This window comes from Thermococcus sp., assembly GCF_027023865.1.
GTDB lineage: Archaea > Methanobacteriota_B > Thermococci > Thermococcales > Thermococcaceae > Thermococcus.
Map to the genome: position 1 here is coordinate 139,358 of NZ_JALVUC010000025.1, position 24,077 is coordinate 163,434.

The 24,077-nt window shown below is 49.7% G+C and carries 25 protein-coding genes and 2 pseudogenes; 10 read left to right on the forward strand and 17 right to left on the reverse strand.

Annotation, left to right across the window (positions count from 1 at the left end; translation table 11 throughout):
• Positions 1-7: 7 nt before the first annotated feature.
• From thpR to MV421_RS10350, 11 genes are all read right to left on the reverse strand, one after another.
• Positions 8-562, reverse strand: a complete 555-nt coding sequence (thpR, locus tag MV421_RS10300) for an RNA 2',3'-cyclic phosphodiesterase (protein WP_297417835.1) — start codon at positions 560-562, stop codon at positions 8-10.
• Positions 563-619: 57 nt separating this feature from the next.
• Positions 620-937, reverse strand: coding sequence for a hypothetical protein (locus tag MV421_RS10305; RefSeq protein WP_297417832.1), 318 nt, complete (start codon positions 935-937; stop codon positions 620-622).
• A 10-nt stretch (positions 938-947) separates the two neighbouring features.
• Positions 948-1,433 (reverse strand): hypothetical protein, encoded by a 486-nt coding sequence (locus tag MV421_RS10310; RefSeq protein WP_297417829.1) that lies wholly within the window; start codon positions 1,431-1,433, stop codon positions 948-950.
• Positions 1,411-1,665 carry a hypothetical protein gene (locus tag MV421_RS10315; protein ID WP_297417826.1) on the reverse strand — a complete coding sequence of 85 codons (255 nt, stop codon included), beginning with the start codon at positions 1,663-1,665 and terminating at the stop codon, positions 1,411-1,413. Before MV421_RS10315 ends, MV421_RS10310 begins: the two co-directional genes overlap by 23 nt.
• Entirely contained in the window at positions 1,655-1,987 is a 333-nt protein-coding gene (locus MV421_RS10320) for a hypothetical protein (RefSeq protein ID WP_297417823.1), read from the reverse strand. The genes MV421_RS10315 and MV421_RS10320 overlap by 11 nt, the downstream gene beginning before the upstream one ends.
• Before the next feature lie 5 nt (positions 1,988-1,992).
• Positions 1,993-2,667, reverse strand: coding sequence for a hypothetical protein (locus MV421_RS10325; RefSeq protein WP_297417819.1), 675 nt, complete (start codon positions 2,665-2,667; stop codon positions 1,993-1,995).
• Positions 2,668-2,874: 207 nt separating this feature from the next.
• A complete protein-coding gene (locus tag MV421_RS10330; protein WP_297417818.1) occupies positions 2,875-3,339 on the reverse strand; it encodes a phosphoribosyltransferase in 465 nt (154 codons plus the stop codon).
• Between the two features lie 152 nt (positions 3,340-3,491).
• Positions 3,492-7,370: an adenosylcobalamin-dependent ribonucleoside-diphosphate reductase gene (locus tag MV421_RS10335; protein WP_297503141.1), complete on the reverse strand. Its 3,879-nt coding sequence runs from the start codon at positions 7,368-7,370 to the stop codon at positions 3,492-3,494.
• A gap of 189 nt (positions 7,371-7,559) precedes the next feature.
• Positions 7,560-7,994, reverse strand: coding sequence for a ferritin family protein (locus MV421_RS10340; protein ID WP_297417812.1), 435 nt, complete (start codon positions 7,992-7,994; stop codon positions 7,560-7,562).
• Entirely contained in the window at positions 7,972-8,799 is an 828-nt protein-coding gene (locus tag MV421_RS10345) for an HAD-IIA family hydrolase (protein WP_297417950.1), read from the reverse strand. The genes MV421_RS10340 and MV421_RS10345 overlap by 23 nt, the downstream gene beginning before the upstream one ends.
• Positions 8,800-8,847: 48 nt before the next feature.
• On the reverse strand, positions 8,848-9,447 hold the full coding sequence (locus MV421_RS10350; protein ID WP_297417809.1) for a TasA family protein: 600 nt from the start codon (positions 9,445-9,447) through the stop codon (positions 8,848-8,850).
• Between the two features lie 182 nt (positions 9,448-9,629).
• Here MV421_RS10350 and MV421_RS10355 point away from each other — a divergent pair.
• The 3 genes and pseudogenes from MV421_RS10355 to MV421_RS10365 form a co-directional block, all read left to right on the forward strand.
• Positions 9,630-10,087 (forward strand): annotated as a pseudogene (locus MV421_RS10355) (oligosaccharide flippase family protein); the annotation flags it as partial.
• 405 nt (positions 10,088-10,492) lie between these two features.
• The gene (locus MV421_RS10360; RefSeq protein WP_297417947.1) at positions 10,493-11,563 is read left to right on the forward strand and encodes a glycosyltransferase family 2 protein; all 1,071 of its coding nucleotides are present in this window, start codon (positions 10,493-10,495) and stop codon (positions 11,561-11,563) included.
• Positions 11,523-12,638, forward strand: coding sequence for a glycosyltransferase (locus tag MV421_RS10365; protein WP_297417806.1), 1,116 nt, complete (start codon positions 11,523-11,525; stop codon positions 12,636-12,638). The genes MV421_RS10360 and MV421_RS10365 overlap by 41 nt, the downstream gene beginning before the upstream one ends.
• Positions 12,639-12,656: 18 nt before the next feature.
• Here MV421_RS10365 and MV421_RS10370 read toward each other — a convergent pair whose 3' ends face one another.
• Together MV421_RS10370 and MV421_RS10375 are read right to left on the reverse strand one after the other, a co-directional pair.
• On the reverse strand, positions 12,657-13,628 hold the full coding sequence (locus MV421_RS10370; RefSeq protein ID WP_297417803.1) for a glycosyltransferase: 972 nt from the start codon (positions 13,626-13,628) through the stop codon (positions 12,657-12,659).
• Entirely contained in the window at positions 13,629-14,744 is a 1,116-nt protein-coding gene (locus MV421_RS10375) for a glycosyltransferase family 4 protein (RefSeq protein ID WP_297417800.1), read from the reverse strand.
• Positions 14,745-14,817: 73 nt separating this feature from the next.
• Between MV421_RS10375 and MV421_RS10380 the strand changes: the two genes are divergently transcribed.
• The gene (locus MV421_RS10380) at positions 14,818-15,951 is read left to right on the forward strand and encodes a site-2 protease family protein (protein ID WP_297417797.1); all 1,134 of its coding nucleotides are present in this window, start codon (positions 14,818-14,820) and stop codon (positions 15,949-15,951) included.
• Between the two features lie 25 nt (positions 15,952-15,976).
• On the opposite strand, the gene MV421_RS10385 is transcribed toward MV421_RS10380, so the two are convergent.
• The gene (locus MV421_RS10385; protein WP_297417793.1) at positions 15,977-16,747 is read right to left on the reverse strand and encodes a hypothetical protein; all 771 of its coding nucleotides are present in this window, start codon (positions 16,745-16,747) and stop codon (positions 15,977-15,979) included.
• A gap of 68 nt (positions 16,748-16,815) precedes the next feature.
• Between MV421_RS10385 and MV421_RS10390 the strand changes: the two genes are divergently transcribed.
• From MV421_RS10390 to MV421_RS10400, 3 genes and pseudogenes are all read left to right on the forward strand, one after another.
• Positions 16,816-17,787, forward strand: a complete 972-nt coding sequence (locus MV421_RS10390; protein WP_297417943.1) for a TIGR00269 family protein — start codon at positions 16,816-16,818, stop codon at positions 17,785-17,787.
• A gap of 89 nt (positions 17,788-17,876) precedes the next feature.
• Positions 17,877-18,026, forward strand: coding sequence for a hypothetical protein (locus tag MV421_RS10395; protein ID WP_297417790.1), 150 nt, complete (start codon positions 17,877-17,879; stop codon positions 18,024-18,026).
• 4 nt (positions 18,027-18,030) lie between these two features.
• Positions 18,031-19,152: pseudogene (locus tag MV421_RS10400) on the forward strand (ATP-binding protein).
• A 131-nt stretch (positions 19,153-19,283) separates the two neighbouring features.
• Here MV421_RS10400 and MV421_RS10405 read toward each other — a convergent pair.
• Positions 19,284-20,027: a hypothetical protein gene (locus tag MV421_RS10405; RefSeq protein WP_297417787.1), complete on the reverse strand. Its 744-nt coding sequence runs from the start codon at positions 20,025-20,027 to the stop codon at positions 19,284-19,286.
• 116 nt (positions 20,028-20,143) lie between these two features.
• On the opposite strand from MV421_RS10405, the gene MV421_RS10410 reads away from it, so the two are divergent.
• Both MV421_RS10410 and MV421_RS10415 read left to right on the forward strand, forming a co-directional pair.
• Positions 20,144-20,761, forward strand: coding sequence for a hypothetical protein (locus MV421_RS10410; RefSeq protein WP_297417784.1), 618 nt, complete (start codon positions 20,144-20,146; stop codon positions 20,759-20,761).
• 4 nt (positions 20,762-20,765) lie between these two features.
• A complete protein-coding gene (locus tag MV421_RS10415; RefSeq protein ID WP_297417782.1) occupies positions 20,766-21,062 on the forward strand; it encodes a transcriptional regulator in 297 nt (98 codons plus the stop codon).
• Here MV421_RS10415 and MV421_RS10420 read toward each other — a convergent pair.
• A complete protein-coding gene (locus tag MV421_RS10420; protein WP_297417777.1) occupies positions 21,049-23,043 on the reverse strand; it encodes a DUF460 domain-containing protein in 1,995 nt (664 codons plus the stop codon). The genes MV421_RS10415 and MV421_RS10420 overlap by 14 nt on opposite strands.
• Before the next feature lie 90 nt (positions 23,044-23,133).
• On the opposite strand from MV421_RS10420, the gene MV421_RS10425 reads away from it, so the two are divergent.
• Positions 23,134-23,460 carry a hypothetical protein gene (locus tag MV421_RS10425; protein ID WP_297417774.1) on the forward strand — a complete coding sequence of 109 codons (327 nt, stop codon included), beginning with the start codon at positions 23,134-23,136 and terminating at the stop codon, positions 23,458-23,460.
• Here MV421_RS10425 and pcp read toward each other — a convergent pair.
• Positions 23,433-24,068 (reverse strand): pyroglutamyl-peptidase I, encoded by a 636-nt coding sequence (pcp, locus tag MV421_RS10430; protein WP_297417771.1) that lies wholly within the window; start codon positions 24,066-24,068, stop codon positions 23,433-23,435. The genes MV421_RS10425 and pcp overlap by 28 nt on opposite strands.
• Between the last annotated feature and the right edge of the window lie 9 nt (positions 24,069-24,077).

Here is a 24,077-nt window from a genome sequence, read left to right on the forward strand (position 1 = left end):
TCACCCCTCATTCTGCCAGCTCAAACCTCGCGACCGTCTCGTAAATAGGTCCCTTTGGCGTCAGCGTGCTCTTCTTCAGCTCTATTGCCTCAACGTTGAACTCCCCAAAGTCTTCGTTGGCGAGGTCTTTTAATGCCATCGCCAGCTCAAGCTTGTCGCGGACGAACTTGACGCGGCCAATGGTTATGTGTGCCACGAAGTCCTTCTCCTTCTTGAAGCCCAGGCGGCGCATCTCCCTCTCCACGTCGGTCGCTATCGCCTTTATGCCCTCATCGTTCTCTACTCCAGCCCAGATGACGCGGACGTAGTTAGGGTTTGGGAAGACGCCTATCCCCTTAACCCTAACGCGGTGCTTTTTGTGCCTTTTCGCTATCTCCGCAAGGGCTTTCTTGACCTCTTCAACGGTTGCATCGTCTATCTCCCCGAGGAACTTGAGTGTTACGTGAAGGTTCTCCCGCTCCACGAACTTTATCTTCGCTGATTTAGTCCCTATCCTCTCTTGGGCCTTCAGGAGGTTGCTCCTGACCTCGTCGCCAACCTCTATCGCTATGAACGCCCTCATAGCACCACCGGAAAAAGTTGGGGGAAGGGGTTAAAGGGGTTTTCGGGGGTCCATTCATTAGTATCCACTGAGAAACCGTTCGACGATGATCACTATGCCCAGCTCGATAATTAGGCCTAAGAGTGCAAAGTACTCTTCTTTGAGTGGGATGAGGAATGCCAAAGCAAGCCACAGGAGAGTGAAGGCTCCTATCACTGTTAATCCTGCTGTTGGAATGTTTCTGTCGAGGTAGTCCCCAAGCACTATCATGAATACTAACCCTCCAATTTGGATCCACATCCACTGGCGATTAATATATCTCGGAAAGTCCATGAATGCCAGTGCAAAAAGGAAGAGGAAATAAACGAATGGAAGAATGAAAGTCCAGCGCCTCATGATTTTCACCTCAAAGGGGTACGGGAATTAGTACCCAAAACGCTAATGTTGCCAAGATGGGTGTAGTAATGTATGCGATCAATTTTCTTTTCCTTACCTCCAAATTTTTGGAGTAGTACATGATCAATCCAACGACAAGAAGGACGAATCCTAAGATCAACAACAGTTGCTCTAAAAGAGTCCTAATCCCTATTCTCTGCAAAAGGCTCAATCGGAGTACTGCACTTCCGATTCCCGCAATAGTCAAAGGGGTTGAATAAACAGCGTAAAGCTTGAGGGAAGGCGTCCTCTTTGAGACTAAGGCTAAAACTCCGAGTAGGATTAGGGACTGAAGGGTAAACCTGAGTCCGTTAATCAGTAGGGGTAACCACAAACGGGACATAGAAGCGTTGAAAACCCTGAGCATGTAATAAAAGCCCACCAGCTGGTAAGAGTATATAACCTCCCCCAGCGCCCAAAGAGCCAGCATCCATTTAATCACTCTTTTCAGCCTCATCTTTAGGCCCCCTGAGGTTCCACCATTGAAGATACTCTTTTCCAAACCCAATAAGGCCAAAGAGGATACCACTTATTGCACCAATTATAAAGATAATACTCGTTCTCTTTTCTGAATAATACCTATTCTCTCGTTTGGTTATGTACACTATAGCGCCAGCTATAATTGCAAGCCAGGGGTTGAAAGTTACTGAAAGTCCCTCAATGAAGGAAAATGCTTTCTTAACTTCCATTTTCCAGGTCACCTTTTGATTGATATATTGATATAATTATACCCGCCAGTGACCCGACAAACCATAGCATGGGTATCCACCAGAGTGAGTGCCACTGGCGTATGTAAGGATCTGTGCCATAAACTATTAAGCCAGCCACCGTGCCAAATGCAAGGCCAATAATGGAGTTGATGGCATCTTTAGTCCTGAAGTGGTTTTTAATACTCTTCGAGTATGCAAATGATAGAACAAATGCAACTATGACTCCAACTATTGCGGTGGGTGGGCTGAAGGATATTAAAAAACCTATTGAAATAGAAAATAGAGAGAAAAGCATTTGCATCACCTCTAAACTTCATCAAACATAGCGGCATCTATGTCAAGGCCGCTTAGGAGTAGACTAAGTGCATCTGCTAGGGCATCTGTGCTTCCATCGTAGACAAAGTCAAGGAGTTTCTTGCCAGCGTTTGTAAGTTTTCCTTTAACCCCAATTTTCTCGAGTAAGCTATCTAATATCGGCCATTCTGTCATCCCAACTGATATTATCCCATGGTGTCCATAACCAGCATTAAATTTAACCTTCTGCTCCCACCATCCTCCAAGACTAAGCCAACTGTCATAGTGGGCTACTAACACCTTGAATCTGCGACCGGCAACTCCATAGGAGTGAATGTAATCCTTCTTGAAGTGATCTCCATAGAAGCTGTACGTTGTCATGTCAGGCATTACTGTCATTGTGACGTAGCCTCCAAGTGGTATCCATTTGAAAACCGAAACATGAATAGCGCCATATCCTTTGTGCTTAACTTTATATGTCTTAATGTACGCTGATGCACCCGGAACCCAAATTTTCCCCTCACTTATAATGGCATCCCCTTTGAGCCATGTAAACACGACTGTCCCAAGTCCTACATGGTGCTGTGGGGCCGGCTGGTTGGGGATGGGCGCTGCCGCCGCGCTCCCAGCTGTCACTCCGATCATCAGCAGTCCCAACAGGACTGCGAACAACGGCTTCCACTTCACGAGGTTCACCTCTTCACGATTTCTGCGTTACTCTATGGCCAACTTCTCCTTATAAGTTTTTCCTTTTATTTTTAGTAAAAATTCTTCCTTATTTTTTTCGAGTATAAATTCATTTCGAGTTGTATTTTCCTTTTAGAATGAGTCAAAAGAAGCCTGAGTAAAAGAGTTGCATGGAGTTGCAAGTGGGAGAGTCAAAAAGTTAAAACCTCACTCCCTCATCGCGACCGGGAACTCCTCCCAGGGGAAGACGATCCACTTGTCGGTTCTGAAGACGTAGAAGTCCGGAACGACCTTCGTCCAGGGCTTCATGCTGAGGCACACCACCTTAACCTCGCTCGCCCCGGCCTTCTTCACCTCGTCTATGACCACTTCGAGGGTCTTCCCAGTGTCGCTAACGTCGTCGACTATAACCACCTTCTTGTCATTCAGTGAGCCGTGGAGGGGTATGGTTATGACCGGTTTCTCCATCCTCTCGTTTATGTCCTTGTAGAACTTGACGTCGATGACTTTTACCTCGATGTCACCGAGGATGTGGCTTAACCTGACCGCTGGAATGAGTCCTCCCCTCGCGATTCCGACTATGAGATCTGGCGTGAAATGCTTCTTCATCTCATTTGCCAGCGCGAACATTGCTCTGTCAACCTGCCACCAAGTGAGATAAACTTTATCCATCTCAACACCTCCGAATATCCTGGATTGGTACCTCCCTACCTTGGGGCTTTTTATAAGTACTAAAAGTTAAAATGTGGTCCTTAAAAAGAATGCTTTGACATAGAAATGTTAATATCCTAGGAAAGGTGGAGAAATAGGGAAAAGAGTTGGACTCAGCTTATGACGCACTTTGACCAGCCGCAGCGCGGGCAGGTAGCACAGCCGCTCTCCATCCTTAGCTCCACCAGCTCACCGTCTTTCTCATAGCAGACGGGACAGTATACAACGCCGAGGAGCTCCTTTATCTTCTCCTCTGGTATATTGGGCTTACCTGTGTTGTGTGGGTGTTCGCTGGTGGTTTTTGGGGCCGCGACGTGTGAGACAGAGAACGTCAGTGCTCCTGACTGCCCCTCATTTTTCTTCCCGTTCGTTCCGTTGAGTATTGCCTCGACGTTGATGAAGCGCGCCAGCCACGGCTCAGCCTCAACGATGGCCTTGAGCTTCTCCACGGCGTAGGCACTCGGTTTGGCTTTGACGCGCTGTTTCTTCTCACCCTCAACGCTGTATACCTGAACCGAGAGCGAGCCGTCGCGGTAGACCGTTACACCTTTGCAGCCGAGCTTGTAGGCGAGGAGGTAGGCCGCTTTAACGTCCTCGACGGTGGCGTCGTTTGGCATGTTTATTGTTTTACTCGCGCTGTCGGTGAGCCAGAGCTGGATGTTGGCTTGAGCGAGAATGTGATCTAGCCAGTGGATGTCCATGGATGTTAGGAAAACCCTCTGAAGCTCCTCCGGAACCTCTTCAAGACCCTGTATTGAGCCGTAGTTGTCGCTTATCTTTCTGAGCAGTTCATCGCTGTAGAGTCCGCGGCTCTTGAGTTCGGCCTCGAAGACAGGGTCAACGTAGTAGAACTCTCCGACGGTGACGCTCTTCTTGTAGACGAGGGCGAATATTGGTTCTATTCCGCTGGAAGTGTCTGATATCATGCTGACCGAGCCGGTCGGTGGGCAGGTGGTCACCATTCCGTTTCTTACTCCGTGCTCCTTTATCTCCTCGACCAGTTCGCCCCAGGGCAAGTTCCATATTTCCTCGTGGTAGAATCCCTCGACCGGCAACTCGCCGTTTTTATATCTGGTCTTCTCGTAGAGCGGGAAGCTTCCTCTCTTCTTCGCCATCTCAACGCTCTGCTTATATGAGTAAAATGTGAGATATTCCGTCGCCTTCCTCATGAATGCAAAGCCTTCCTCGCTGTTGTATGGAATACCGAGCTTGAAGAGTGCATCAGCTAAACCCATCATCCCAACGCCTATCCTCCTGCTGAGCTTCGTGTTGCGGTCTATCTCCGGGAGTGGGAACCTGTTGACGTCGATTGCGTTGTCGAGGTACTTAGCCACCTTCCGAATCACGTAGGCATACTCGTCCCAGTCAAAGTAGGGCTTTCCTTCATCGTCGTACTTGACGAACTTTGCGAGGTTTATCGAGGCGAGGTTGCACGATTCGTATTCGTAGAGGGGCTCTTCTCCACAGTTGTGGCTCATGAAGCCGTTGCTTACGTAGGAGTGGTGCTCAGGCACTGTGAAGTCGTAGACGATTTCCTCCCCGAGGACCTCAACACTTTCAACTGTCACAACCGGTTCGTCAATCTTTGTCTTCTTGAGGCTGAGCTTCCCCATCTTGTAGCCTTCAAAGCCTATCTTATCTGCGAAGAGCTTCCTGCTGTAGTTCGCTATGACGAGCTCGTGGTAGCCCTCGCCCCTGTAAGTCCTCTCTTCTCCGTCCTTTGTGGTGTAGTGGAACTCGCTCTCATAGGGCCTCTCGTAGATTTTAGAGAGAATTCCAAAGATCAGGAGCAGGTCCTGAACCTCCCTCAGGAGTTTTCTGTCCCTTGAGGTAAGCATTACCGCCATGTCGTTGTCCACGTAGCCGTCGGCACTGAATAGACCCTTCAGGAAAGTCGCAATTTCGACTGGTTTGAGCCTGTAAACTACCTCAGGGACTCTCTTCTCGTTGCTCTTTACAATACTCTCCAGCCACCTATAAGCTTCTCCACAAACGCCGAGCTTTATTTGGTTGCCGTAGCGATGGGGTTCCGCCTTGATTCCAAAATGCTTCACGAGTATCTCTCTAATCTTCCAGGCGGTTTCTTCTTCCTTCTCTGCGTTGAAGTAGAACCAGGCCCTCTTGTCGTTCACGTTGAGGTAGCCGTCCCCGATAAACCAGCCGAGGACGAACGCCAAATCCTCCCCTATGCTCTCGCTTCCGAATTCTTCCTCCACTTCAAAGCGCGGCAGGAGTATTTTGTCTCCTTCATTAAGCTCACTGACCTCTCTCCAGCCCTCCGGGGTCATGACTCTGTGGTCGAGGGTTGCGGTTATCTCGTAGCCCTCTTTCGTTCTGACCCTTGCGACCTTCTTCCTTCCGACCTTCCATACGTAAGCGGGGACTGCAACTGGATCGGCGACAGCGAGAGCTTTTCCGTGGACGGTCTCATACTTGGTCTCTTCCTTTCCTGGAAGGAGAACCTCGACCGAGTATGCGTACGACTCTCCATCCTCCACTATTCCCTCTACTGCCACGGCCTCCTTCTTACCCCTCTCCTTTGCGAGGCTGAAGAGCTCCTCCGCCTTCAGATAACCTTCTGGTGTCAGAACCCTCGTGTCCCCAACGACGCACGGGTTGGTGGCCCTTATCTTCTCGCCCTTTGCGGGCTCTAGAACGTTTCTTCTGTTTATTACATCGAAGAACACAACACCGGGGTCAGCTTTGGCCCATGCCATATATGCTAACTCCTCGAAGAGGCTCTTGGGGTCGATTTCTTTGACTTTCTCTCCCGTCCTCGGGTTTACCAGTGGGTAGCGCTTTCCCCCTTTTAAAGCCTCCCAGAAGTCCTCCCAGAGGCCAACGCTTATGTTAAAGTTGCTGAGCACGTTTGTTCCAGTGTTCCTTTCCTTTGCGTGGACGAACTTCTCAACGTCCGGGTGCCAGACCTCAAGGATGCCCATGTTAGCTCCCCTCCTAACGCCGCCCTGTTTTATGACGTCGCTAACTGCATCGATGAGGTGCATGAAGGAGACCGGGCCTGAGGCTGCCCCTGTGGTGGTTCCGACCATGTCTCCCTCTGGGCGGAGTTTTGAGAAATTAAGCCCAGTACCACCACCCATTTTTTGTATCATGGCCACGTCGTGTGCCGCCTTCATTATGCTCTCCATATCATCCTCTATTGGCACGACGAAGCACGCCGAGAGCATTCCAAGGGGTCTTCCAGAGTTGATAAGAGCAGGGGTATTGGGCATGAATATCTGGCTTGTCATTAGCCTGAAGTACTCCTCAACCTCATCCTCGTATTTGTCAAATGCCCCGTTCTCGAGCATCTTGACAACATCATCTATGGAAACCTTCATCTGTCCCCTCTCGGCCAGCTCGCGGTAGAGGTTGAGGAGCCTTTCAAAGTGGTACTTGTTAAGCTTGAAACGGCCTATCGAGAGTTTTCCGTCATACTCGTCGAGTTTTGAGAGGTACCTCTCAATTGCCTTGGGGTTCTGCTCGTAATTCCCATTCTTATCGAAGATCCTCTCGTCGTAGAGGAGGTCTGGGATAACCGCTAGGGCTGAAACGCGCTCGTAGAGCTCGCGTGGACTCTCTATGATCTCGCCCCGCTCGTTTTTCATGAGGTATCTGCTTGCCAGGACGCGGAGAGCGTTGATTGAGAAGCGCTTGTCTATCTCATCAAGCTTGTCCTTGTTGAGGATCTTCTTTTTTTCCTCCCTTATCTCGGCCTTTCTCTTTCTGTACAGGATGTAAACCTTCGCCACATCGAAGAGACCAACGCGCATGAGTTCAAGCTCGACTATGTCCTGTATGTTCTCGATATTCGGGACTTGACCGTCGTAAAGCTCGTTTACCCTTCTGACAACGCGCCTGACGACCCTGTTGAGAAGCCTGTCATCGTGAACCCCTACCTCAAGCATTGCCCTGTGGACGGCCCACCTTATACGGTCCTTATCAAATGGCACTATTCTACCGTCTCTTTTCATCACTTTTTCAACTGCCATATAAACACCCCTGACTTACACCTGTTCATCATAGCCTTCCCCGGTAAAAATATCAACTAGCCGATAGTGGCCCACTCCTAAATATACCTTGCCCCATCGAAAGTTGCCGGGGTGACGAATTTGCACTTTCAAATCCGCCCCTTTAAAGAGGGGGTAGAAAAAGGGAATGTCGGATAATTTATCCATCTATCAAAGCCCCTCATAGACCAGTTTGAGCCTATATGCATGCTTAAGCTCCTCTTCAGCCATCATCCTAAATATCTGGCCCAGAGAACCCCCCAAGATGCTGGAAAGTTTCATATAAAGCTCGTAGGAATGCTTCTCGCGTATGATCGCACCCACTATAAGCTCCTCTAGGGATTCGGGCGTTATCCTCTCATCAGTGAGGAGAGATTCAATGGACAGGGAGTCGAGATAGTCTATGATCTTGGTTCCCCCTAAGCTCCCGTTGGACAGCATATCATCAAGTGTCCGTCGATGCCTCAGCTCCTCCTCGGCGAGGAGCTGGAAGGTGTCGACAAACTCGGGCCTCTCGTAGGTGGCAAATGTCTCCCCGAGCTTATAAAGGTTGTAAAGCTCGTTCTCCTGCCATATCATCTTTTCAAGGAGTTCGTTGAGTATCATTTTGCTTCCTCCAGCCGGCCTCGATGTATCCTTTAAGCTCCCTTACGCTTGGGAGAACTATATCCGGACGCAGTTTACTCTTTTCAAGGTCCTCGAGCGTGCTAACGCCCGTTAGAACCATTATTGCCTTCATTCTAAATCGTTTCGCAAAGGCTATGTCAGTGTCCAGTCTGTCTCCTACCATCCAGACCTCGTCAATCCCCTGGAGACGCTCCACGGCCACCTCATAGGCAGGTTCATTTGGCTTTCCAATGACAAGGGGTTCTTCCCCTGTTGCTGCGGTTAATGCTGCCGCTATCGCCCCAGCCCCGGGGTAGAATCCATCCTCCGCGGGGTAGGTTGTGTCGGGGTTCGTGGCTATGAACTCTGCCCCGTTCTCGATGGCCAGTGCGGCGTACTTCAACTTCTCATAGGTTAAACAGGGGTCAAGGCCAACGACGACATACTTCGCGTCTTTCCAGCAACCCCTCCGAGCGTCATCAATGCTCACAATGCCCCACCCAAACTTTTCCATCTCCTCATGTAAGCCTCTTCCCCCCACCACGAATATTTTGCCCGGCTCCATGTGTTCTTTCATATAAACCCTCGTCGCAACCCCCGAGGTTACTATCCGGTCTTCAGAAACGTCGATACCCATCGACAGAAGGGTCTTCCGGTAACTCGCCGGGGTCTTTGTGGAGTTGTTAGTCAGGAAGAGAAACGGGATCCCCTCTTTTTTGATGAATTCAATGGTCTCTTCTGCACCTTCAACTGGCAGGTCACCGCGGTAGATTACACCGTCCATATCAAATACGATCCCAAACATGAAAGACACCGGTAATGAAATTGAGGAGGGAGTTTAAAAGGCCACCCCTCACTGCTGGGCATCAAGGGTCATGTTGACCGAGACGCTGTCGGTTTGACACTCATTTCCCGCATTCTTTGAGAACCACACCCTCATCATCACCTTGGCAGTTTCTCCAGGAGCAAGCTTTCCACCGAGGGGAATAGATACGGGTTTTCCGTTTAAATCCTTCAGCGTTTTTCCAACCGCACTGCTCACGTTGATGGCCTTTCCCCCAACTTCCACTGTCATCGATGTCACTACCAAATTGTCACTCAGCTCCCCAACGTCCGGAGTGTGATCCACCTTTGCTTCCGCCGGTGAGAGCGGACCGTCTTCAAGATCATTAATGGTGAAGGCAATGGTTAACTTGGAGACGGCTACGTCACCGCGGTTTTTAACGTGGAACACTATCTCACGGCTGTCTCCAGGCTTCAAGTCAGAGAAATCGAACAGATGAAGGTCGTTGTAGAACCGGGAGCCATCCTTGCTTATCCCTATGTCAAACTCCCCAGAACTAATCGTGTTTTTGTTTGACGTCGCTCTGTCAGTGAAGATGGACCAGGCCGGTAAAACCAGCATCAGAACCATCAAAGTCGATGTAATTAGTACGACAGCCCATCGTCTCATGCTAACCACCAACTAAAGTCTTCGATAAAATTCAAACTCAATGCCTTATAAATTTTTCTATATTAGATAATAAAGATCAGCCGAAGGCATAAAAAGAGTTGGATGTACCTACAAGGAGGTTAGGAAGGGATGGATTCATGGGGGATAACCTTAAGCTAAAGCTCATCAAAAACGCGGGCTAGCTGTTCGAGGCCGAGATAGTTTCAAAGCTCTTCGCCTACGGCATAATCATTATTCTCAGCAGAACGCTTGAGCCGGACGGGCTGGGACAGTATTCATTCATATTCTACTACGTTGGCCTCCTCGGAATATTCTCAGATCTAGGGGTTGGTTACTACTTCATGCGCGAGGTCGCAAGGGACAAGAGCAGGGCCGGAGAGCTTTTGCCAGACGTTCTGGGGTTTAAGATAATTCTAGCCCTGTTTAATTTCCTCGTGATCGTTGCCCTAACTTTACCCCTTCCAAAGCCAGGATGGATGAAGACCCTTATACTACTGGCCGGAGCAGAGGCCATGCTTACGTGGATCGCATACGTTTTTGTCAACATCATGCATGCCCATGAAGTCACCAAGTATGAGGCCCTGGCCCGAACGATCGAGAGAACTAGGCGTTTTTTGTTGGCGGTGTGGTCTTCTACGTTTATCCCTCTGATGAGCATCCGCCACAGAAAAAGCCCCCCAAGATAGGGCTGTACCAACGGCCTCCGTTGGTTATAGACACAACAAGAAGGTCTGTATCAGAAACAAATTCAAATCCATCTGCGCCTCGGAAGATAGTATTAAATGGTGGTTTAACCCCAAAAAAAGGCCCCGCAAATATGGGAGCCAATAACAGATGAGAAAGCGGTTAAAGTTCTTAGGGACAAGTTAAAGGGGACTCCTGTTCATTTAGTTGGATGAGGTTCACTAAGATTCTGAGAATAAATTCATCACAGTCCATCCATCATTTCTCTCTTTCTAAACTTCATTCTCCAGCTGGAACGAACTAAGCAGGATAGAATAATCTTTTAAGGTATGCCATATCGAAGAATCAAGTGGTGCATCCCATGGATCTTCCAAGGGTCTCTATAATTATACTCAACTGGAACGGCTGGAAGGACACAGTGGAATGTTTGGAATCACTTTATAGAATCACTTATCCCAACTATGATGTTATCGTGATCGACAACGGATCAAAAGATGATTCAGTTCAAAAGATTAAAGAATATGCGCTGGGAAAAATCCAGATTAGTTCAAAGTTCTTCGATTACACCTCACGCAATAAGCCGATTCGGATCTTTGAAATCGGAGAGGAAGATGCAAAGAGGGGCAGATTCCAAAAGCCCTTCTATGAGAAAACTGACCCGGAAAGGAGAATGATTCTAATCCGAAACAGGGACAACTACGGCTTTGCTGGCGGGAATAATGTGGGCATAAAGTTTGCACTAAGTAGCTTAAATTCAGAGTATATACTACTTTTAAACAATGATACTGTTGTCCACCCGGACTTTTTAATGGAACTAGTTCGGATAGCCGAGATTGATAAAAGGATTGGAGTTGTAGGACCTAAGATATTATATTATAAGAATCCAAAGACTATCAACTCGGTTGGTGCTAGAGTAAATTGGATATTTGGGTCTAGTGAAAATATTGGGGAAGGTGCAGAAGATCATGGACAATATGACTTAGTAGGAGAGAGAAATGCCATTTTAGGAGCATGCATGCTTATAAGAAAAACATCCTTGTTTGATGCCAAACTTTTTGACGAGAATTTTTTCATTTTATTAGAAGAGACAGATCTTTGTATTAGAATAAAGAATCATAAATACAGAGTGATGTATACTCCCTCAGCAAAAGTATACCACAAGGGGGAGCAAAGTAGAAAAAAAATGTCTTCACGTAGTTTATATTATAGTTATAGAAACAGGATGTTATTCATAAAGAATCACTTTACCAGCATCCGGAAAATAATAGGATTTAGCAGCAACTTTTTTCTAGTATTATTCAAGGGAATAACTCTTGCTCTAGAATCAAAGATCGATTATTCAATTATTGTACTAAAAGCATATTTTGACGGAATTCTTGCTAGGTCACAAGATGACTGGAGGAGAGGCTATGAAAGTATGCCTAATTGCTAGATATTTTAACTTGAAGAACGGGGGCATTGGGAGATACTCTCTTGAAATACTTAAAGGGCTAAAACAAAAAGGAGTTCATGTAGTCCCCATAAGTGAGGATAATATGCCCCTGCCGGTAGTAGATATTCCTTCCCTTGTATTCGTGAGATATGTTCTATATTATACGTTTTATGTACCTATTAGTACTCCAAAAAATTGTAGTATATACCATATAACACATTTGCCTGAGAGTACAAATATAAACTTTAAAAATAAAAATATCATCATTACAGTGCATGATTTGATCCCCATGTATTTTAAAAAATCTAATAACGTACATGAAGTTTTAAGTAGATTATTTATTCAAAAAACATTCATAAAAACATTAAAGAAAATAGAAAATGCAGGAAACAATGTGAAAATTATCTCAGTAAGCCATCAAACTAGGGATGAGATTCTATCCTTAGTAAACATTGACCCGGAGAGGATTACTGTAATTCCAAATGGAATCCCTGATTACCTATCTCCTTGTAAAAAAAGTAACCCCATTCCTAGGGTTGGAACTCTTTCCTATTTGGGGCCTCGTAAGAGAATCGACCTATTAATTAAAGCATATAAAGAGTCATCTCATAAAGGAGAACTATGGATAGGAGGCACAACGCAGAATAAATCTTATAAGAATTACCTGACATCTTTAGTTGGCGAAGATTCGAGAGTTAAATTTTTAGGTTTTATTCCTGAGAGCTCAATATTGAACTTTTTTACCAACATAGATGTCTTTGTATTTCCTTCAAAGATTGAAGGGTATGGTCTTCCAATTGTAGAAGCACTGGCTTGTGGAAAACCTGTAATAACATTAGAAGATGCTCGAATTCCAATTGAAGTTAAAGAACACACCTATGTTATCTCAAAAGAAGACTTGCCAGCTGTACTGGAAGATCCTCCCCAGAAAATCAGAAAGAGAGACATTAAGTGGGCACAGGAGCATAAATGGAGCAAGGTGGTCGATAAGGTTATGGGGGTATATAAACAGACAATGGAAGAAAGCCGACTTATCCCCGCCCCGAAGGGTGAGGTGTTCAAAAGGAGAAGATAACATTCCCGAAATAAAAAATCAGCGAAAGAGATTTTTACCAGCTTTCGAATTTAAAATGGAGAATTTCTTAACGAGCTTTCGGTTTTTAAAAAGTTCATTAAGTTCCAAACAGGAATTCTTGGAAGGAAGACCCAAACACAGCCCCTTGACTTCCCCCGGTATTTCAGCATCCTCAAACACAACAACTGGCTTTCCCCTTGCGATTGCCTCCACAATCGGCAACCCCCACCCCTCGTATTTAGAGGCGTGAACGTAGACATCGAGGGAGTCGTAGAATTCTATCAGCTCCTCATCCCGGATAAAGCCGAGGAGCTTTATTCTGTCATCACCTTCAGCCAGCCTTTTGACTCTCTCAAACTCCTCTCCAGTTCCAGCTAAAAGTAGCCTCGCGTTCGGGTTGTCCCAGCGCTTGAAGAGTTCAACGAGGAGTGTGTGTCTCTTATGGTAGTCCATCCTCGAAATGTAGCCAAGGATAAACCTCCCGGGTTCCCTGAACTTTCCGGCTTTAGGTGGCTCTCTAAGAAAGCGCTCGTCTATCGGCTGGCGAACGACCTTTATCTTGTCCTCCGGAACACCAAACCTCACAAGATCAACCTTCGTCAAGTGTGAAACCGCGTAAATTACATCACATTTTCTAGCCGAGAGAAGTCCGAGACGGATGAAAAGACGCTCAAAGAGTCCCTTGAGTCCATTCCTTGGGTGTTTCAGCGGGATGAGGTCGTGAACCGTTATCCTTTTCTCTGGTTGTGGCTTGAAAAGCGGAAGAGTTATGCCCTCAATAACTCCAACGGCATGGTAAGTGTCACACCCTGAGCGAACAAGCCAGAGGGGGACTTTAAAGAACTGCCAGAGAAGGTAGGAAACCCCCTCACATGGAGAGAGCTCAACTTCGTGCCCCCCCCTCTCAAGCGTTCTAATGAGGTTTCGGGTGTAGACCGCTATTCCACCGGCCTTTGTGTTCAACCGCCGAACGATTAGACAAACCTTCATTCAATCCCCCCTGTAAACCCTGATGAGGACTTTAACAATCCGGTCCCAGTCGTAGCGCTCTGCCCTTTTCTGCGCAAAGGTTCCGAGTTTTTTGGAGTTATGATATGCAGTTAGAAGCGCCTCGGCAAATCCCTCCAAGCTGACATCAGCGACAAAGCCATCTCTTCCACTCTCCATCAAGTACCTCGAGGCATTCATTGGGTGATTCATAGTAACCACCGGGATTCCCGAGGCCATTGCCTCAAGGACAACCATGCCAAAGCCCTCCCTTCTAGAAGGAAAAGCAAAGACCTTCGATGCTTTCATGAGAGCTAGGACGTCCCGATAATCGCCTAGGAATCCTGTAAAAGTTGTGTTTTTCTCAATCCCCAATTTCCGCGCGAGGAGTTCGAGCTTTGCCTTCTCTGGACCATCTCCAACTATGATAACCCTAAAATCGGGTAGCTCCCGTTTGAGTAATGCCAGGGAGTGGAGGAGAAAGTCAACCCCCTTCTCAGGGATAAGTCTGCCAACGAAGAGGAAATCAGATTCAAGGGGTGACGGTTTAAGGGAATGAATCAGGTTGGTATCTATGCCGTTCGGAACGAGGTGAATTAGCTTTCTAAGGCCGGAGTTGAATAGATCAGTTCTCGTTTTCTGAGAGACAGAGATGTGCCTCTCGAAGGAGAAGAGGCCTCTCTCGGCGATCTTCCCTATAATACCCACCTTACCAAGGTAGTCAAACCAGTAATCCCCCCAGAACTCATGCCATGTTATGAGGACATTCTCCAACCCGGCTAGCCTGAGTGAATGGGCCGGGAGATATGGACTCGCTTGGCAGTCGATCACATCAAACCGCTCCCCTCTGAACTCAGAAAGAAGAGCGATAGAATGAATAAGAGGGGGGGTTACTGAGCGTCTTGAACCATAGTAAAGCCTGTTAACTCTGACTGTCCCATGATAGTGAATCCCCTCACGCTCTATCTCTGACTTTCCTTTCCAGAGTTTGTAGCCGTAAACATGAACCTCGTGATTAACAGATAACCTCCTTGCAAGTTCATAGATTCTCCTTTCAACTCCACCCTTCACCCATGGATAGATCACGTCATAGACGAACGCTATTCTGAGGGTCTCCATCACTCAGGATTGTCCGCTAACGTTTATAAGACCATCCAATGAAGTCAGCCCAGTGGAAAAGGGGTGTCGAACCATGGTTAGCACACTTATTGCAGTCACCGCTATCATCATTGCCTTCTGGGCCGTCATATACGCCCTCTTCAAAGACAGGAGCAACGAGGAGGAAGGGCTATCTGTTGATTTCTTCATTGCAATGTGGCGCACCAAGAGACTACTGGGCTTCATAGACAGGCTGGCCCGGAAAAACGGGAAATTCTGGAAGGTTTACGCGGATATAGGAATTGCCCTCGGCTTTATGGGAATGGCCTACGTCTTCTACGCCCTCTTTAAAACGGCTATGGCCACACTCCAAACCCACGGGAAGCAGGCCGGTGTCCAGCTCGTCATTCCAGGTCTCACCATACCCCTCTGGTACGGCTTGGTGGGCCTTGCCGTGGTCATGGTGGTCCACGAGCTGAGCCACGGTGTCACAGCAAGGGCCGACGGCCTCCCGCTGAAATCAGTTGGACTCGTTCTCCTCGCCGTCATCCCCGGTGCCTTCGTCGAGCCGGATGAAGAGGCACTGTCAAAGGCATCGCTGAGGACCAGGCTCAGGGTTTACGGTGCAGGTTCCCTGGCCAACATCGCGACAGCCTTAATAACACTCCTTATAATCAACTTCGCCGTCTCCCCCCTCCTCCAACCATCCGGGGTTCTGGTGTCAGGGGTCTTAGAAAACGGTCCGTCCCACGGGATCCTCCAGAAAGGGGATGTAATAACGGCCATGGACGGAATGCACGTCAAAACCCTCGACCAGTTCATCGAATTTATGAACAAAACGAAGCCGGGCCAGGTGGTCATACTGACGGTCCTGAGGGATGGAAAGATGATAAATATCAACGTGAAGCTTGGAAAACATCCAGATAAACCCGGGGAGGGCTTCCTTGGAATATACCCAGCGCAGAACGTCGTGTCGAAGATTGGGATGGAGTGGCTTATACTGCCCCTGTTCTTCTCGCTCTACTGGATATACGTGCTCAACATCGGCATAGGCCTGATGAACCTCTTCCCGCTCGTCCCACTCGACGGGGGCAGGATGCTCGACGACGTATTCAAGCGCTATCTGCCGGAAGGGATAGCGAACCCCGTGCGGTATTTAACAATAGGAATAGGACTCTTCCTGCTTGCCCTGAACCTCTGGCCGGCACTGGCGAACCTCGCGGGATGAGAAGGGTTAACGGAAAGAACGCCAATCAAAGGGGGCGTATCTCAATATTTCCGTGCTCAAAGCGGAACTCCGCCTCCGACGGGGTGAAACTGGGAAGAAGTGATTTCCTTGCTATCATCCTCTCCACACCGGAGATGCTGGTGGACCTGAACTCCACGATGTGCTCCGCGTACTGCGAGAGCCACTCTATAAAGCGCCGGCTGGCCCGCTCCCTATTGAGCAAGAGGATGTTTATGGGCCGCTCCCGCTCCTCCCGCATGAGGGCCAGCTCCTTCATAAGGAGGTTTCTCCTGAGGATTCTCATGGCAACGTCCTCACCAAACAGGTCGGGAAGTGCATCTACGGTCACAGATATGCCCACGGGCTTTCTACTATCAGCACGCTCCTTCATTATTCTGCGGTAGACCGCTTCCATCTTAGCCAAGAAAGTCTCCGAGTCAATTGAACCCGGGTAGTAAACAAAGGGCAGGTTGACGTTGAGGTTGTAGATGGAGCCTATGACGTCGACTATGGCTAGGTTTCCTTCAGCCCCATCCCTAAGAAAGTCGTACTGCATTGTCAGCGCGTACTTTTCAAGGAGGCTGATGGGGAAGGAGTAGCTCGTGATGACCCCAAAGCCGCCCAACTCTATCATGCGCCTAAAGACCTGAACGCCAATGGTCCATCCGAATGATGAAGCATCGTAGATAACGAGCAGGGTGCTGTCATCAAGCAGTCCGCTACCCATCATCTCATCCAGCTCTTTGATACCTGTGCTGACTACGCGGGGCTTGAACTTCTTTAGAACTTCTTCCATCACTCTCACCTGCGGTATTTTGGGGGCAATCCTTTTTAAACGCATCCACCGTCATGCCAACCATGGCAATGAAGTGCTCGAAGTGCGGCAGACCCGCAGTCTACCACGCGCGCTACAGTGGCCTTTATTACTGTCACAAGCATTTCAACGAGATGGTGGAGAAGAAGTTCAAGGAGACTGTCAAGAAGTACCGCCTCATTGAAAGGGGCGAGAGGATAGCGGTTGGTGTCTCCGGAGGAAAGGACAGCGTAGTCCTGATGCACCTCCTGGCGAAGCTCCGCGAGAAGTTCCCCTTCGAGCTTGTCGCGATAACGATTGACGAAGGCATAGCCGGCTACCGCCCGCCGAGCGTTGAAATAGCGAAGAGAAACGCAAAGAAGCTCGGGATAGAGCACAGGGTTTATTCCTTCAAAGAGTACACAGGCTTCACCCTCGACGAAACCGTCGAGATAATGGGGAGCTTTGAGAAGGGCGAGAGAGTCGGAGCCTGCTCCTACTGCGGCGTCTGGAGGCGCTGGCTTTTGAACTACGCGGCCAAAGATGTGGAGGCAGACAAATTGGCAGTGGGCCACAATTTGGATGATGAGGTCCAGATGTTCATAATGAACATCATGCGGGGCGACATAGCGCGCCTCGGGAGGACCGGCCCCTACTACGAGGAGATACACCCAGACCTGGTTCCGAGGATAAAACCCCTCCGCGAGATTCCGGAGAAGGAAACGGTGCTCTATGCGGTTTTGAACAACATCGAGGTCGACCTGAGTGAGTGCCCCTACGCGGTCGAAGCCTTCCGCGCCGAAATTCGCGACTGGCTCAACGAGATGGAGGAGAGGCATCCCGGGACAAAGTACCAGATTCTCAGGAGCTACGACAAGCTGTTTCCCCTCATCGCGAAGGCCTACACCAAAAAAACGGGCGAGCTTAATCGCTGTAAAATATGCGGCCAGCCAACGACTGGCGAGATATGCAAGGCCTGCCAGTTCCGCCTCCAGGTGGAGAGGAAGGCAAGAGAGAAGGGGCTGACCTTCAGGATCGAATGATGAAGGGCCAGTACACTAAACAGGAATTTATAAAAAGCTGTTTAGTATACTGAACAACCCTTATAACCTATGAACACATATTACCGACCATGAAGAAGGAACTCGCGAAAGTGTTAACAGAATGGCAGGAAACCTGGACACCCGAACTCATTGGGAGGGACTTTGACCTCTCCCTCCTTCCACGGGAGCTCAACAAGGTTGTAACCTTCGCGGGATGCAGGAGGACGGGAAAGACCTAACCTGATGTTCCAGCTCATTAACGAGCTTAAGAAGACCACCGAAAGGAAATCGATATTCTACATCAACTTCGAGGATGAGAGGCTCGAAAAGAGCAGTGAAACCCTGACCGAGCTCATACCTTCGATTGAAGAACTCTACGGGAAGAAGGAGAGGCTTTACCTTTTCCTCGACGAGATTCAGAACATTGAAAACTGGGACTCCTAGGCGAGGCGGGTAAACGATTCCAGAAGGGACGTGAGGCTCTTTCTAAGCGGTTCCTCCTCAAAGCTCTCCAGTCGGGAAATTCCAACGTCCTTACGGGGGAGGGTACTAACCTTCGAGGTTTTTCCGCTGAGCTTCCGGGAGTTTCTGAGGTTCAGGGAATTCGAAGTTCCCAAGAGAGTTGAGTTCAGCAGGAAAAAGCCAGAACTCCTGAACCTGATGAGAGAATACGTTCTCTTCGGGGGCTTTCCGGAGGTCGCCCTGACCAATGACGTTAGAATAAAGAGGATGCTCGTTAGGGATTACTTCAACACGATAATAGCCCTTGACGTGGTGGAACGCTACGGCATCAGAAACCCGGAGGAACTCAGGGCATTCATTAGGCTTCTCCTGAATTCCGAATACTTCAGCCTCAGCAAGCTGGAGCGCACTATGCGGAGCCTCGGATACTCCATAAGTAAAGCGACGCTCTCAAACTATCTACGCTATCTCCAGGAGTGCTACTTCGCGTTTCCAGTGGAAGTTTACTCCCCCAAAGTCAAGCTGAAGCTCCAGCATCCAAAAAAGGTGTACTTTGTTGACAGCTCCTTCATAACGTTCCTCAGCGTAAAGTTCAGCGAGAACTTTGGAAGGCTGATGAAGAACACCGTATTTATCGAACTCCTTAGGAGGGAAAAGGAGGTGAACTACGTCCTTGGTGACAACTGGGAGGTTAGCTTTGTCCTGCCGGATGAGGAGACACTGATTCAGGTAAGCTACGACGTTTCAAACCCCGAGACGATAGAACGTGAGCTGAAAGCCCTGAAAAAAGCAAAGAAACTTTTCCATTGGGAAAAAGCGGTGTTGATAACGTGGGACACGGAGAAGAAGGTCGATGGAATCGAAATCGTCCCGCTGTGGAGGTTCCTCCTCGGGGATTATTGAGGCACCGGTTTCCATCGAAGAATCCCGAAGAAATCCACGAGAAGAGCGAGGCGAGGACTGAGCTGGTTCCCACCGGAAGATTCAGGGAATAGAGTGCTTCATAGAGTTTCTCATGCGTTCAAGGGTCGGGGCTATTCTATAACGATATTCCCGTGTTCCACCCTGAAGGTGTAACCGCCATCACGGGGGCTGAACTCCGGAAGTGGCGACTTCCTGACTATCATTTTCTCAACCGTGGAATCCGGGGAGGAGAAGAACTCGATTACATACTGACTGTAGAGGGCTATCCAAGAGATAACCCCACTCGATATCCTGTCCCTGTTGAGGAGGAATATGTTGATGGGCCTCTTACGCTTCTCAACGAGCCTGGCCTTCTCTTTCGAAGCCATGAGGTTCTGAAATACCTTTATGAAGTTCCTTTCACCAAGGAGAAAGGCCATGCCGTCGATTGTGAAGTCTATGCCAATTGGCCTCCGGTCTTTAATCTTCTCGGTCAAAACACGCCTGTAGAGGTGGGAGTACTTGGGGAGGAAAGTGGCGGCGTCCATCGTCTCGTCGGTGTAGATAAAGCCCGCATCGTACTCTACCCTGTAAAACGAGGCAAACATATCGATTATCGCCAAGTTACCCCTCCTGCCCTCCTCCGTGGGATCAAAACCAATGGAATTGATTTCGACCCTGAGCGAGGAGAAAGGAAGGACGGAGTTTATCATGACTCCAAAGTCCCCCTCGGCTATTCGGTTGCGCAGTATCTCAAAGGCCAGTGCCCAGCCGGATGAGTATGTATCATAAATTATCAGGAGGTTTGTGTCCTCGAGGATGCCGCCTCCGAGGGCGTTATCGAGAACCCGAATCCCAGTCTTTAAGATTCCCACAACTCTTCACCACATTACAGTCGTGCCCAACGTATTTAACTTTAACCCGGCTCTGAGATTCAGAAAGACTCCACGGTATAAATAGGTTGGGAGTATAACTATTCTGAGGTGAGAGCATGGAGGACGTGAAGGCCCTTCGGGAGACGCTCGAGAGGGTTGAGGGCAGGCTTATAGCGGCAGGCAAAGTTTACTCCGCTATGAATTTCGCCTTCTGGCTAACCGTGATGGCGATTTACTACGCGCTGGAAGGAGTCGTAAACATGAGGGGTGCGGCATCCACCGTTTATTGGAGCGGTGCCATACTCATCGGAATCCCCCTGACCATACGAATATGGAGAAGGTTTGAGAGGCTCTGTGCAACATCCCATCCCGGAGCAGGGAGGGCTGGAAGGGGAACCGCAATTCAGATAGCCCTCGCCTGGGTCCTTGGGAGTGTAATCGGGTTCTTCGTCATACCATCGATGACCGCCATAGGCGTAAACGCCGATGTCAGGTTCGCCACAGGATTGCTCAGTTTTATCGGAATTGCCCTCCTCAGTCAGTGGCTCATAACAACAGGGGGCCGGAGTGAGTTCGAGATGATCCCGGCCTTCCTCCTCCCGGCAATTGCGATACCCGTTGTGTGGAACATGGAGTCCGGGGCGATTACCTGGGCTGGCTTCGTGATAGTGACGGGCTTCAGCATCACCATCTTATGGTACCTCTACTCAGCGTTTAAAGCGATAGTGCGGTGATAAGATGGAATCCCTGCGGGAGCTGGCCAAGAACCACATCCTGGGCAACCCCACACGGCTGGCGATAATGCTCTACCTCCTGCCGAGGGACAGGGTTCTATTCAAAGACCTCTTGGGGGTTCTTGAGCTGACCCCCGGGAACCTCGACTCCCACCTAAGGGCACTCCAGACGGCCGGCTATGTGGAGGTTTACAAGGTGATAGCGGACAGACCAAGGACCGCCGTGAGGATAACGGAGAAAGGTGCAGAAGAGACCGGAAAATACCTCCGAACGCTGAAGGGAATCCTCAGCTCCCTTTAGACTCCTCCTCAGCTTTTCTCCTAAGCTCCTTAACCCTCTCAATTCTGTATTCATCCACCAGTCTAAGCAACCTCTCCGCCTCCCTCTCCTCGTCCTCTTTTGTCCACCTCTCAAGCAACCCCTCAATGGCCTTCTCAAGGGTCTCACGCTCCACAACAGCGAACTCGTCAACCCTTTTAACGTCCAGCTCTTCGGAAAAGAAGAACGGAACGTGGGCCTCGCGGAGGACCTCCGCAACTGGATGAGGGAGGGGGCCTTCGGTTATAACTGCCCGGATTCCATTCGCAACAAGCTCCTCGGCGATTGCCTTCCCCGCCCCTGCGGGATTGAGAACAAAGAGCACGTCACCTTTCCTGAGGCCAACCTCGCGCTCGATTCTCTCAAGCTCGCGCCAGCTGAGAACCCTTAGGACTTTCAGCGGAACCGCACTACCACGAACCTCGACCACGTTCATTCTCTTGACCTTCACAAGGTCCCTACCCAGCCTCTCTATGACCGCCTTGGCTTCCCTCAGCTGTTTCTCGAGGGTTTCAATGCGCTTCACCTTCGCCTCAAGCTCCCTCTCGCGGAGGACCTTCCTCCTGACCTCGTCATCGTAATCAACCAGCCTCCGCTCCAGCCTCTCTATAGTTTTCCTCTGTTGCCGTATGGTCTCCCTCAGCTCGCGGTTCTCGCTCTCAAGCATCTCAACGCGCTTTTCAAGCTCCCTTATACGCTTAATGAAAGGGGAAAAGTCAACGTTCTCCCTAGCCTGCTCCACGGGTTTCTCTTCCACCTTTCTCTCCCGAAAGGAAACCCTCTGCATCGCCTCGCCGAGGTTGTATCCACCTATCACTAGGGCCTTCACTTCCTCGGACTTTTTTGTTAGACCTGCCTCCCTGAGGCGCGCATCTATGTGCTCCAGCTTCGGCTTGAGCCGGAGGTAGGCCTTATACGCGGCCGCCAAAGCGTCACGCTGGTGGTCATCCTCGACCGAAATCCCAAGATTTCGCAGGAGTTCGTTCTTCTCCTCTATCCTCAGGTTCTCCCTTGGGGCGAAAAGGTTTGCCTTAAATGAGCGGGCTATCTTTTCTACGAAGCCCGGGGCAGGGGTAACGTCGGTCGCAACTACAACCGGATGTCCAATCTCACTCACGAAGCGGAAGACCTCACCGATGGGCATGTTCCTCTCGCTGTGGAGGCCAACGATTCTCCCGTTCAAATCAACGGCCGCTATCCCAACCGTTATCCCCGGGTCGATACCCACTATGATGCTCCTCCTCGCTCTGACTGCCTCTTCGCCATTGAGTGGGGCGAAACCAAGTTCAGACCTCTCAACCGGCTGAATCCTGACCTCGACGTCCCCACCGCGCATCGGCCTTATTAACCCTGCCAGCTCTTCCCGTGAAGCGTAAACCCTAAACTCCCCCCTAGAGAGACCATAGTCCCTCTCCTCAGTCTCCAGGTCAAAGGGTACCTCCGCCCGTTTCAGCCTTTCCTCTATCTCCCTCACCTTGTCGCGAACGAGGTTGTGCACCCTCTTTCTGTAGCGATCCTGGCTCCAACCGCCCTTGCCATGACTCCTCCCCCGGGTCACCTTGACGATGACCTCGTCCTCGAAGGCTAAAACCTCGTAACCGACCCCCCTGCTCGCGAGCAAAGCAGAGAGTTTAGCCTCCTCGTAGGGGTCGAAACGGTCAACCGTCCTTATTCCATGCTCCTTGGCGAGGCTCTGAAGGCTTCTCTGCTCGCCCGGCCTCCCGGTGACCTGGACGAGCTTCGTTTCAGGTGGAAGTGAGCGGAGGAACTTCCTGAGGTCTCCCCCAAGCTCGGTAACGCTGTCGATTGCAACGATATCCGGCCTCCTACTCTGGATGAAGCGAATCAGCCGATAGAGTGTAAACTCACCCTTTCGCTCCAGTATACCGTTGAACCAGCCCACCACCGCGAACCTCTTAGGGTTCTCCCCGACTACATCAACCCCCACTATCAGAATAGGCATCAACCCAGCTAAGCTCGCACCGTGACTTTAAAAACCTCACCATGCCAAAACCGTTATTTACCCTCAGAACGTAAAACCCCCGGTGATGGGATGAAGATGCGGCTCGTTTTTGACAAGGAGTACGACATAGTGACTGGGAAGTATAGGGTCAGGGTAAGGGAGCTTGACCTTGACGACGAGCTAAAGGCCGTTGTTGACGGCTTTGAACCCACGGTGAAGATAAGGGGCGAGGAGATTGGACTGAGTGAGCTTTTGGACAGGTCCTTCGAATCTCCCACGAGGGAAGATGCGGAGAAAACAATGGGAGAGATAAGGGGAGCACTGATAGAGGCCCTGAGTGCACTGATAGCAAGATTCAAGGAGGCCCAGAACTTCAACGGCTCTGTAGTTTACGAGATAGACTTCAATGAGCTGTGACCCAAATCCCCTCCAATTGAAACCTCCACCACTCTCTTGATGGCCTCGTCTATTGTTTCCTGCGCCATCGAAGGCCTCGGTTTGTCTAGGGCCTGGGCGTGGCTGAAGGGCACGTGTACAAAGCCCGCCCTCGCTTCCATCCCCGCGACGGCTATCGTATGGAGTGCTGTGAACATCGCAGTATTGCAGACGTAGGTTCCTGCAGTATTGGAGACAGAGGCAGGTATTCCCGCGTTTCTTAAGGCCCTTACAATGGCCTTTATCGGAAGCGTTGCAAAGTAAGCGGCCGGGGCACCATCGAAGACCGGCTCATCCTCCTGCGTAACCCCCTCGTTGTCGGGCATCTTGCTGTCCATGACGTTTATTGCAACGCGCTCGACTGTGATGTTCGGCCTTCCGCCGGCTTGACCAGTCAGAACCACCACGTCTGGCTTTTCCTCAACGATCAACCTCGGGAGGATCTTCCTGACACCGTTGAACGTCACGGGGAGCCGGTGTTTTACTACTTCAGCACCGCTAATCTCCCCGGGGAGCGCTTTAACAGCCTCCCAAGAGGGGTTGATTTTCTCACCGCCGAAGGGTTCAAAACCCGTAACCAGTACCTTCATGGAACCACC

Excerpts from the sequence above, each read along its gene's own strand:
- MV421_RS10315 (WP_297417826.1), bottom strand. The coding sequence starts at position 1,665 with ATGGAAGTTAAGAAAGCATTTTCCTTCATTGAGGGACTTTCAGTAACT.
- MV421_RS10340 (WP_297417812.1), bottom strand. The coding sequence starts at position 7,994 with ATGATACTCAACGAACTCCTTGAAAAGATGATATGGCAGGAGAACGAG.
- pcp (WP_297417771.1), bottom strand. The coding sequence starts at position 24,068 with ATGAAGGTACTGGTTACGGGTTTTGAACCCTTCGGCGGTGAGAAAATC.
- MV421_RS10425 (WP_297417774.1), top strand. The coding sequence starts at position 23,134 with ATGAAGATGCGGCTCGTTTTTGACAAGGAGTACGACATAGTGACTGGG.
- MV421_RS10365 (WP_297417806.1), top strand. The coding sequence starts at position 11,523 with ATGACTGGAGGAGAGGCTATGAAAGTATGCCTAATTGCTAGATATTTT.
- MV421_RS10420 (WP_297417777.1), bottom strand. The coding sequence starts at position 23,043 with ATGCCTATTCTGATAGTGGGGGTTGATGTAGTCGGGGAGAACCCTAAG.
- MV421_RS10305 (WP_297417832.1), bottom strand. The coding sequence starts at position 937 with ATGAGGCGCTGGACTTTCATTCTTCCATTCGTTTATTTCCTCTTCCTT.
- MV421_RS10310 (WP_297417829.1), bottom strand. The coding sequence starts at position 1,433 with ATGAGGCTGAAAAGAGTGATTAAATGGATGCTGGCTCTTTGGGCGCTG.
- MV421_RS10385 (WP_297417793.1), bottom strand. The coding sequence starts at position 16,747 with ATGGAAGAAGTTCTAAAGAAGTTCAAGCCCCGCGTAGTCAGCACAGGT.
- MV421_RS10415 (WP_297417782.1), top strand. The coding sequence starts at position 20,766 with ATGGAATCCCTGCGGGAGCTGGCCAAGAACCACATCCTGGGCAACCCC.
- MV421_RS10375 (WP_297417800.1), bottom strand. The coding sequence starts at position 14,744 with ATGGAGACCCTCAGAATAGCGTTCGTCTATGACGTGATCTATCCATGG.
- MV421_RS10395 (WP_297417790.1), top strand. The coding sequence starts at position 17,877 with ATGAAGAAGGAACTCGCGAAAGTGTTAACAGAATGGCAGGAAACCTGG.
- MV421_RS10370 (WP_297417803.1), bottom strand. The coding sequence starts at position 13,628 with ATGAAGGTTTGTCTAATCGTTCGGCGGTTGAACACAAAGGCCGGTGGA.
- MV421_RS10345 (WP_297417950.1), bottom strand. The coding sequence starts at position 8,799 with ATGTTTGGGATCGTATTTGATATGGACGGTGTAATCTACCGCGGTGAC.
- MV421_RS10330 (WP_297417818.1), bottom strand. The coding sequence starts at position 3,339 with ATGGATAAAGTTTATCTCACTTGGTGGCAGGTTGACAGAGCAATGTTC.
- MV421_RS10390 (WP_297417943.1), top strand. The coding sequence starts at position 16,816 with ATGAAGTGCTCGAAGTGCGGCAGACCCGCAGTCTACCACGCGCGCTAC.
- MV421_RS10410 (WP_297417784.1), top strand. The coding sequence starts at position 20,144 with ATGGAGGACGTGAAGGCCCTTCGGGAGACGCTCGAGAGGGTTGAGGGC.
- MV421_RS10380 (WP_297417797.1), top strand. The coding sequence starts at position 14,818 with ATGGTTAGCACACTTATTGCAGTCACCGCTATCATCATTGCCTTCTGG.
- MV421_RS10320 (WP_297417823.1), bottom strand. The coding sequence starts at position 1,987 with ATGCAAATGCTTTTCTCTCTATTTTCTATTTCAATAGGTTTTTTAATA.
- MV421_RS10350 (WP_297417809.1), bottom strand. The coding sequence starts at position 9,447 with ATGAGACGATGGGCTGTCGTACTAATTACATCGACTTTGATGGTTCTG.
- thpR (WP_297417835.1), bottom strand. The coding sequence starts at position 562 with ATGAGGGCGTTCATAGCGATAGAGGTTGGCGACGAGGTCAGGAGCAAC.
- MV421_RS10335 (WP_297503141.1), bottom strand. The coding sequence starts at position 7,370 with ATGGCAGTTGAAAAAGTGATGAAAAGAGACGGTAGAATAGTGCCATTT.
- MV421_RS10360 (WP_297417947.1), top strand. The coding sequence starts at position 10,493 with ATGGATCTTCCAAGGGTCTCTATAATTATACTCAACTGGAACGGCTGG.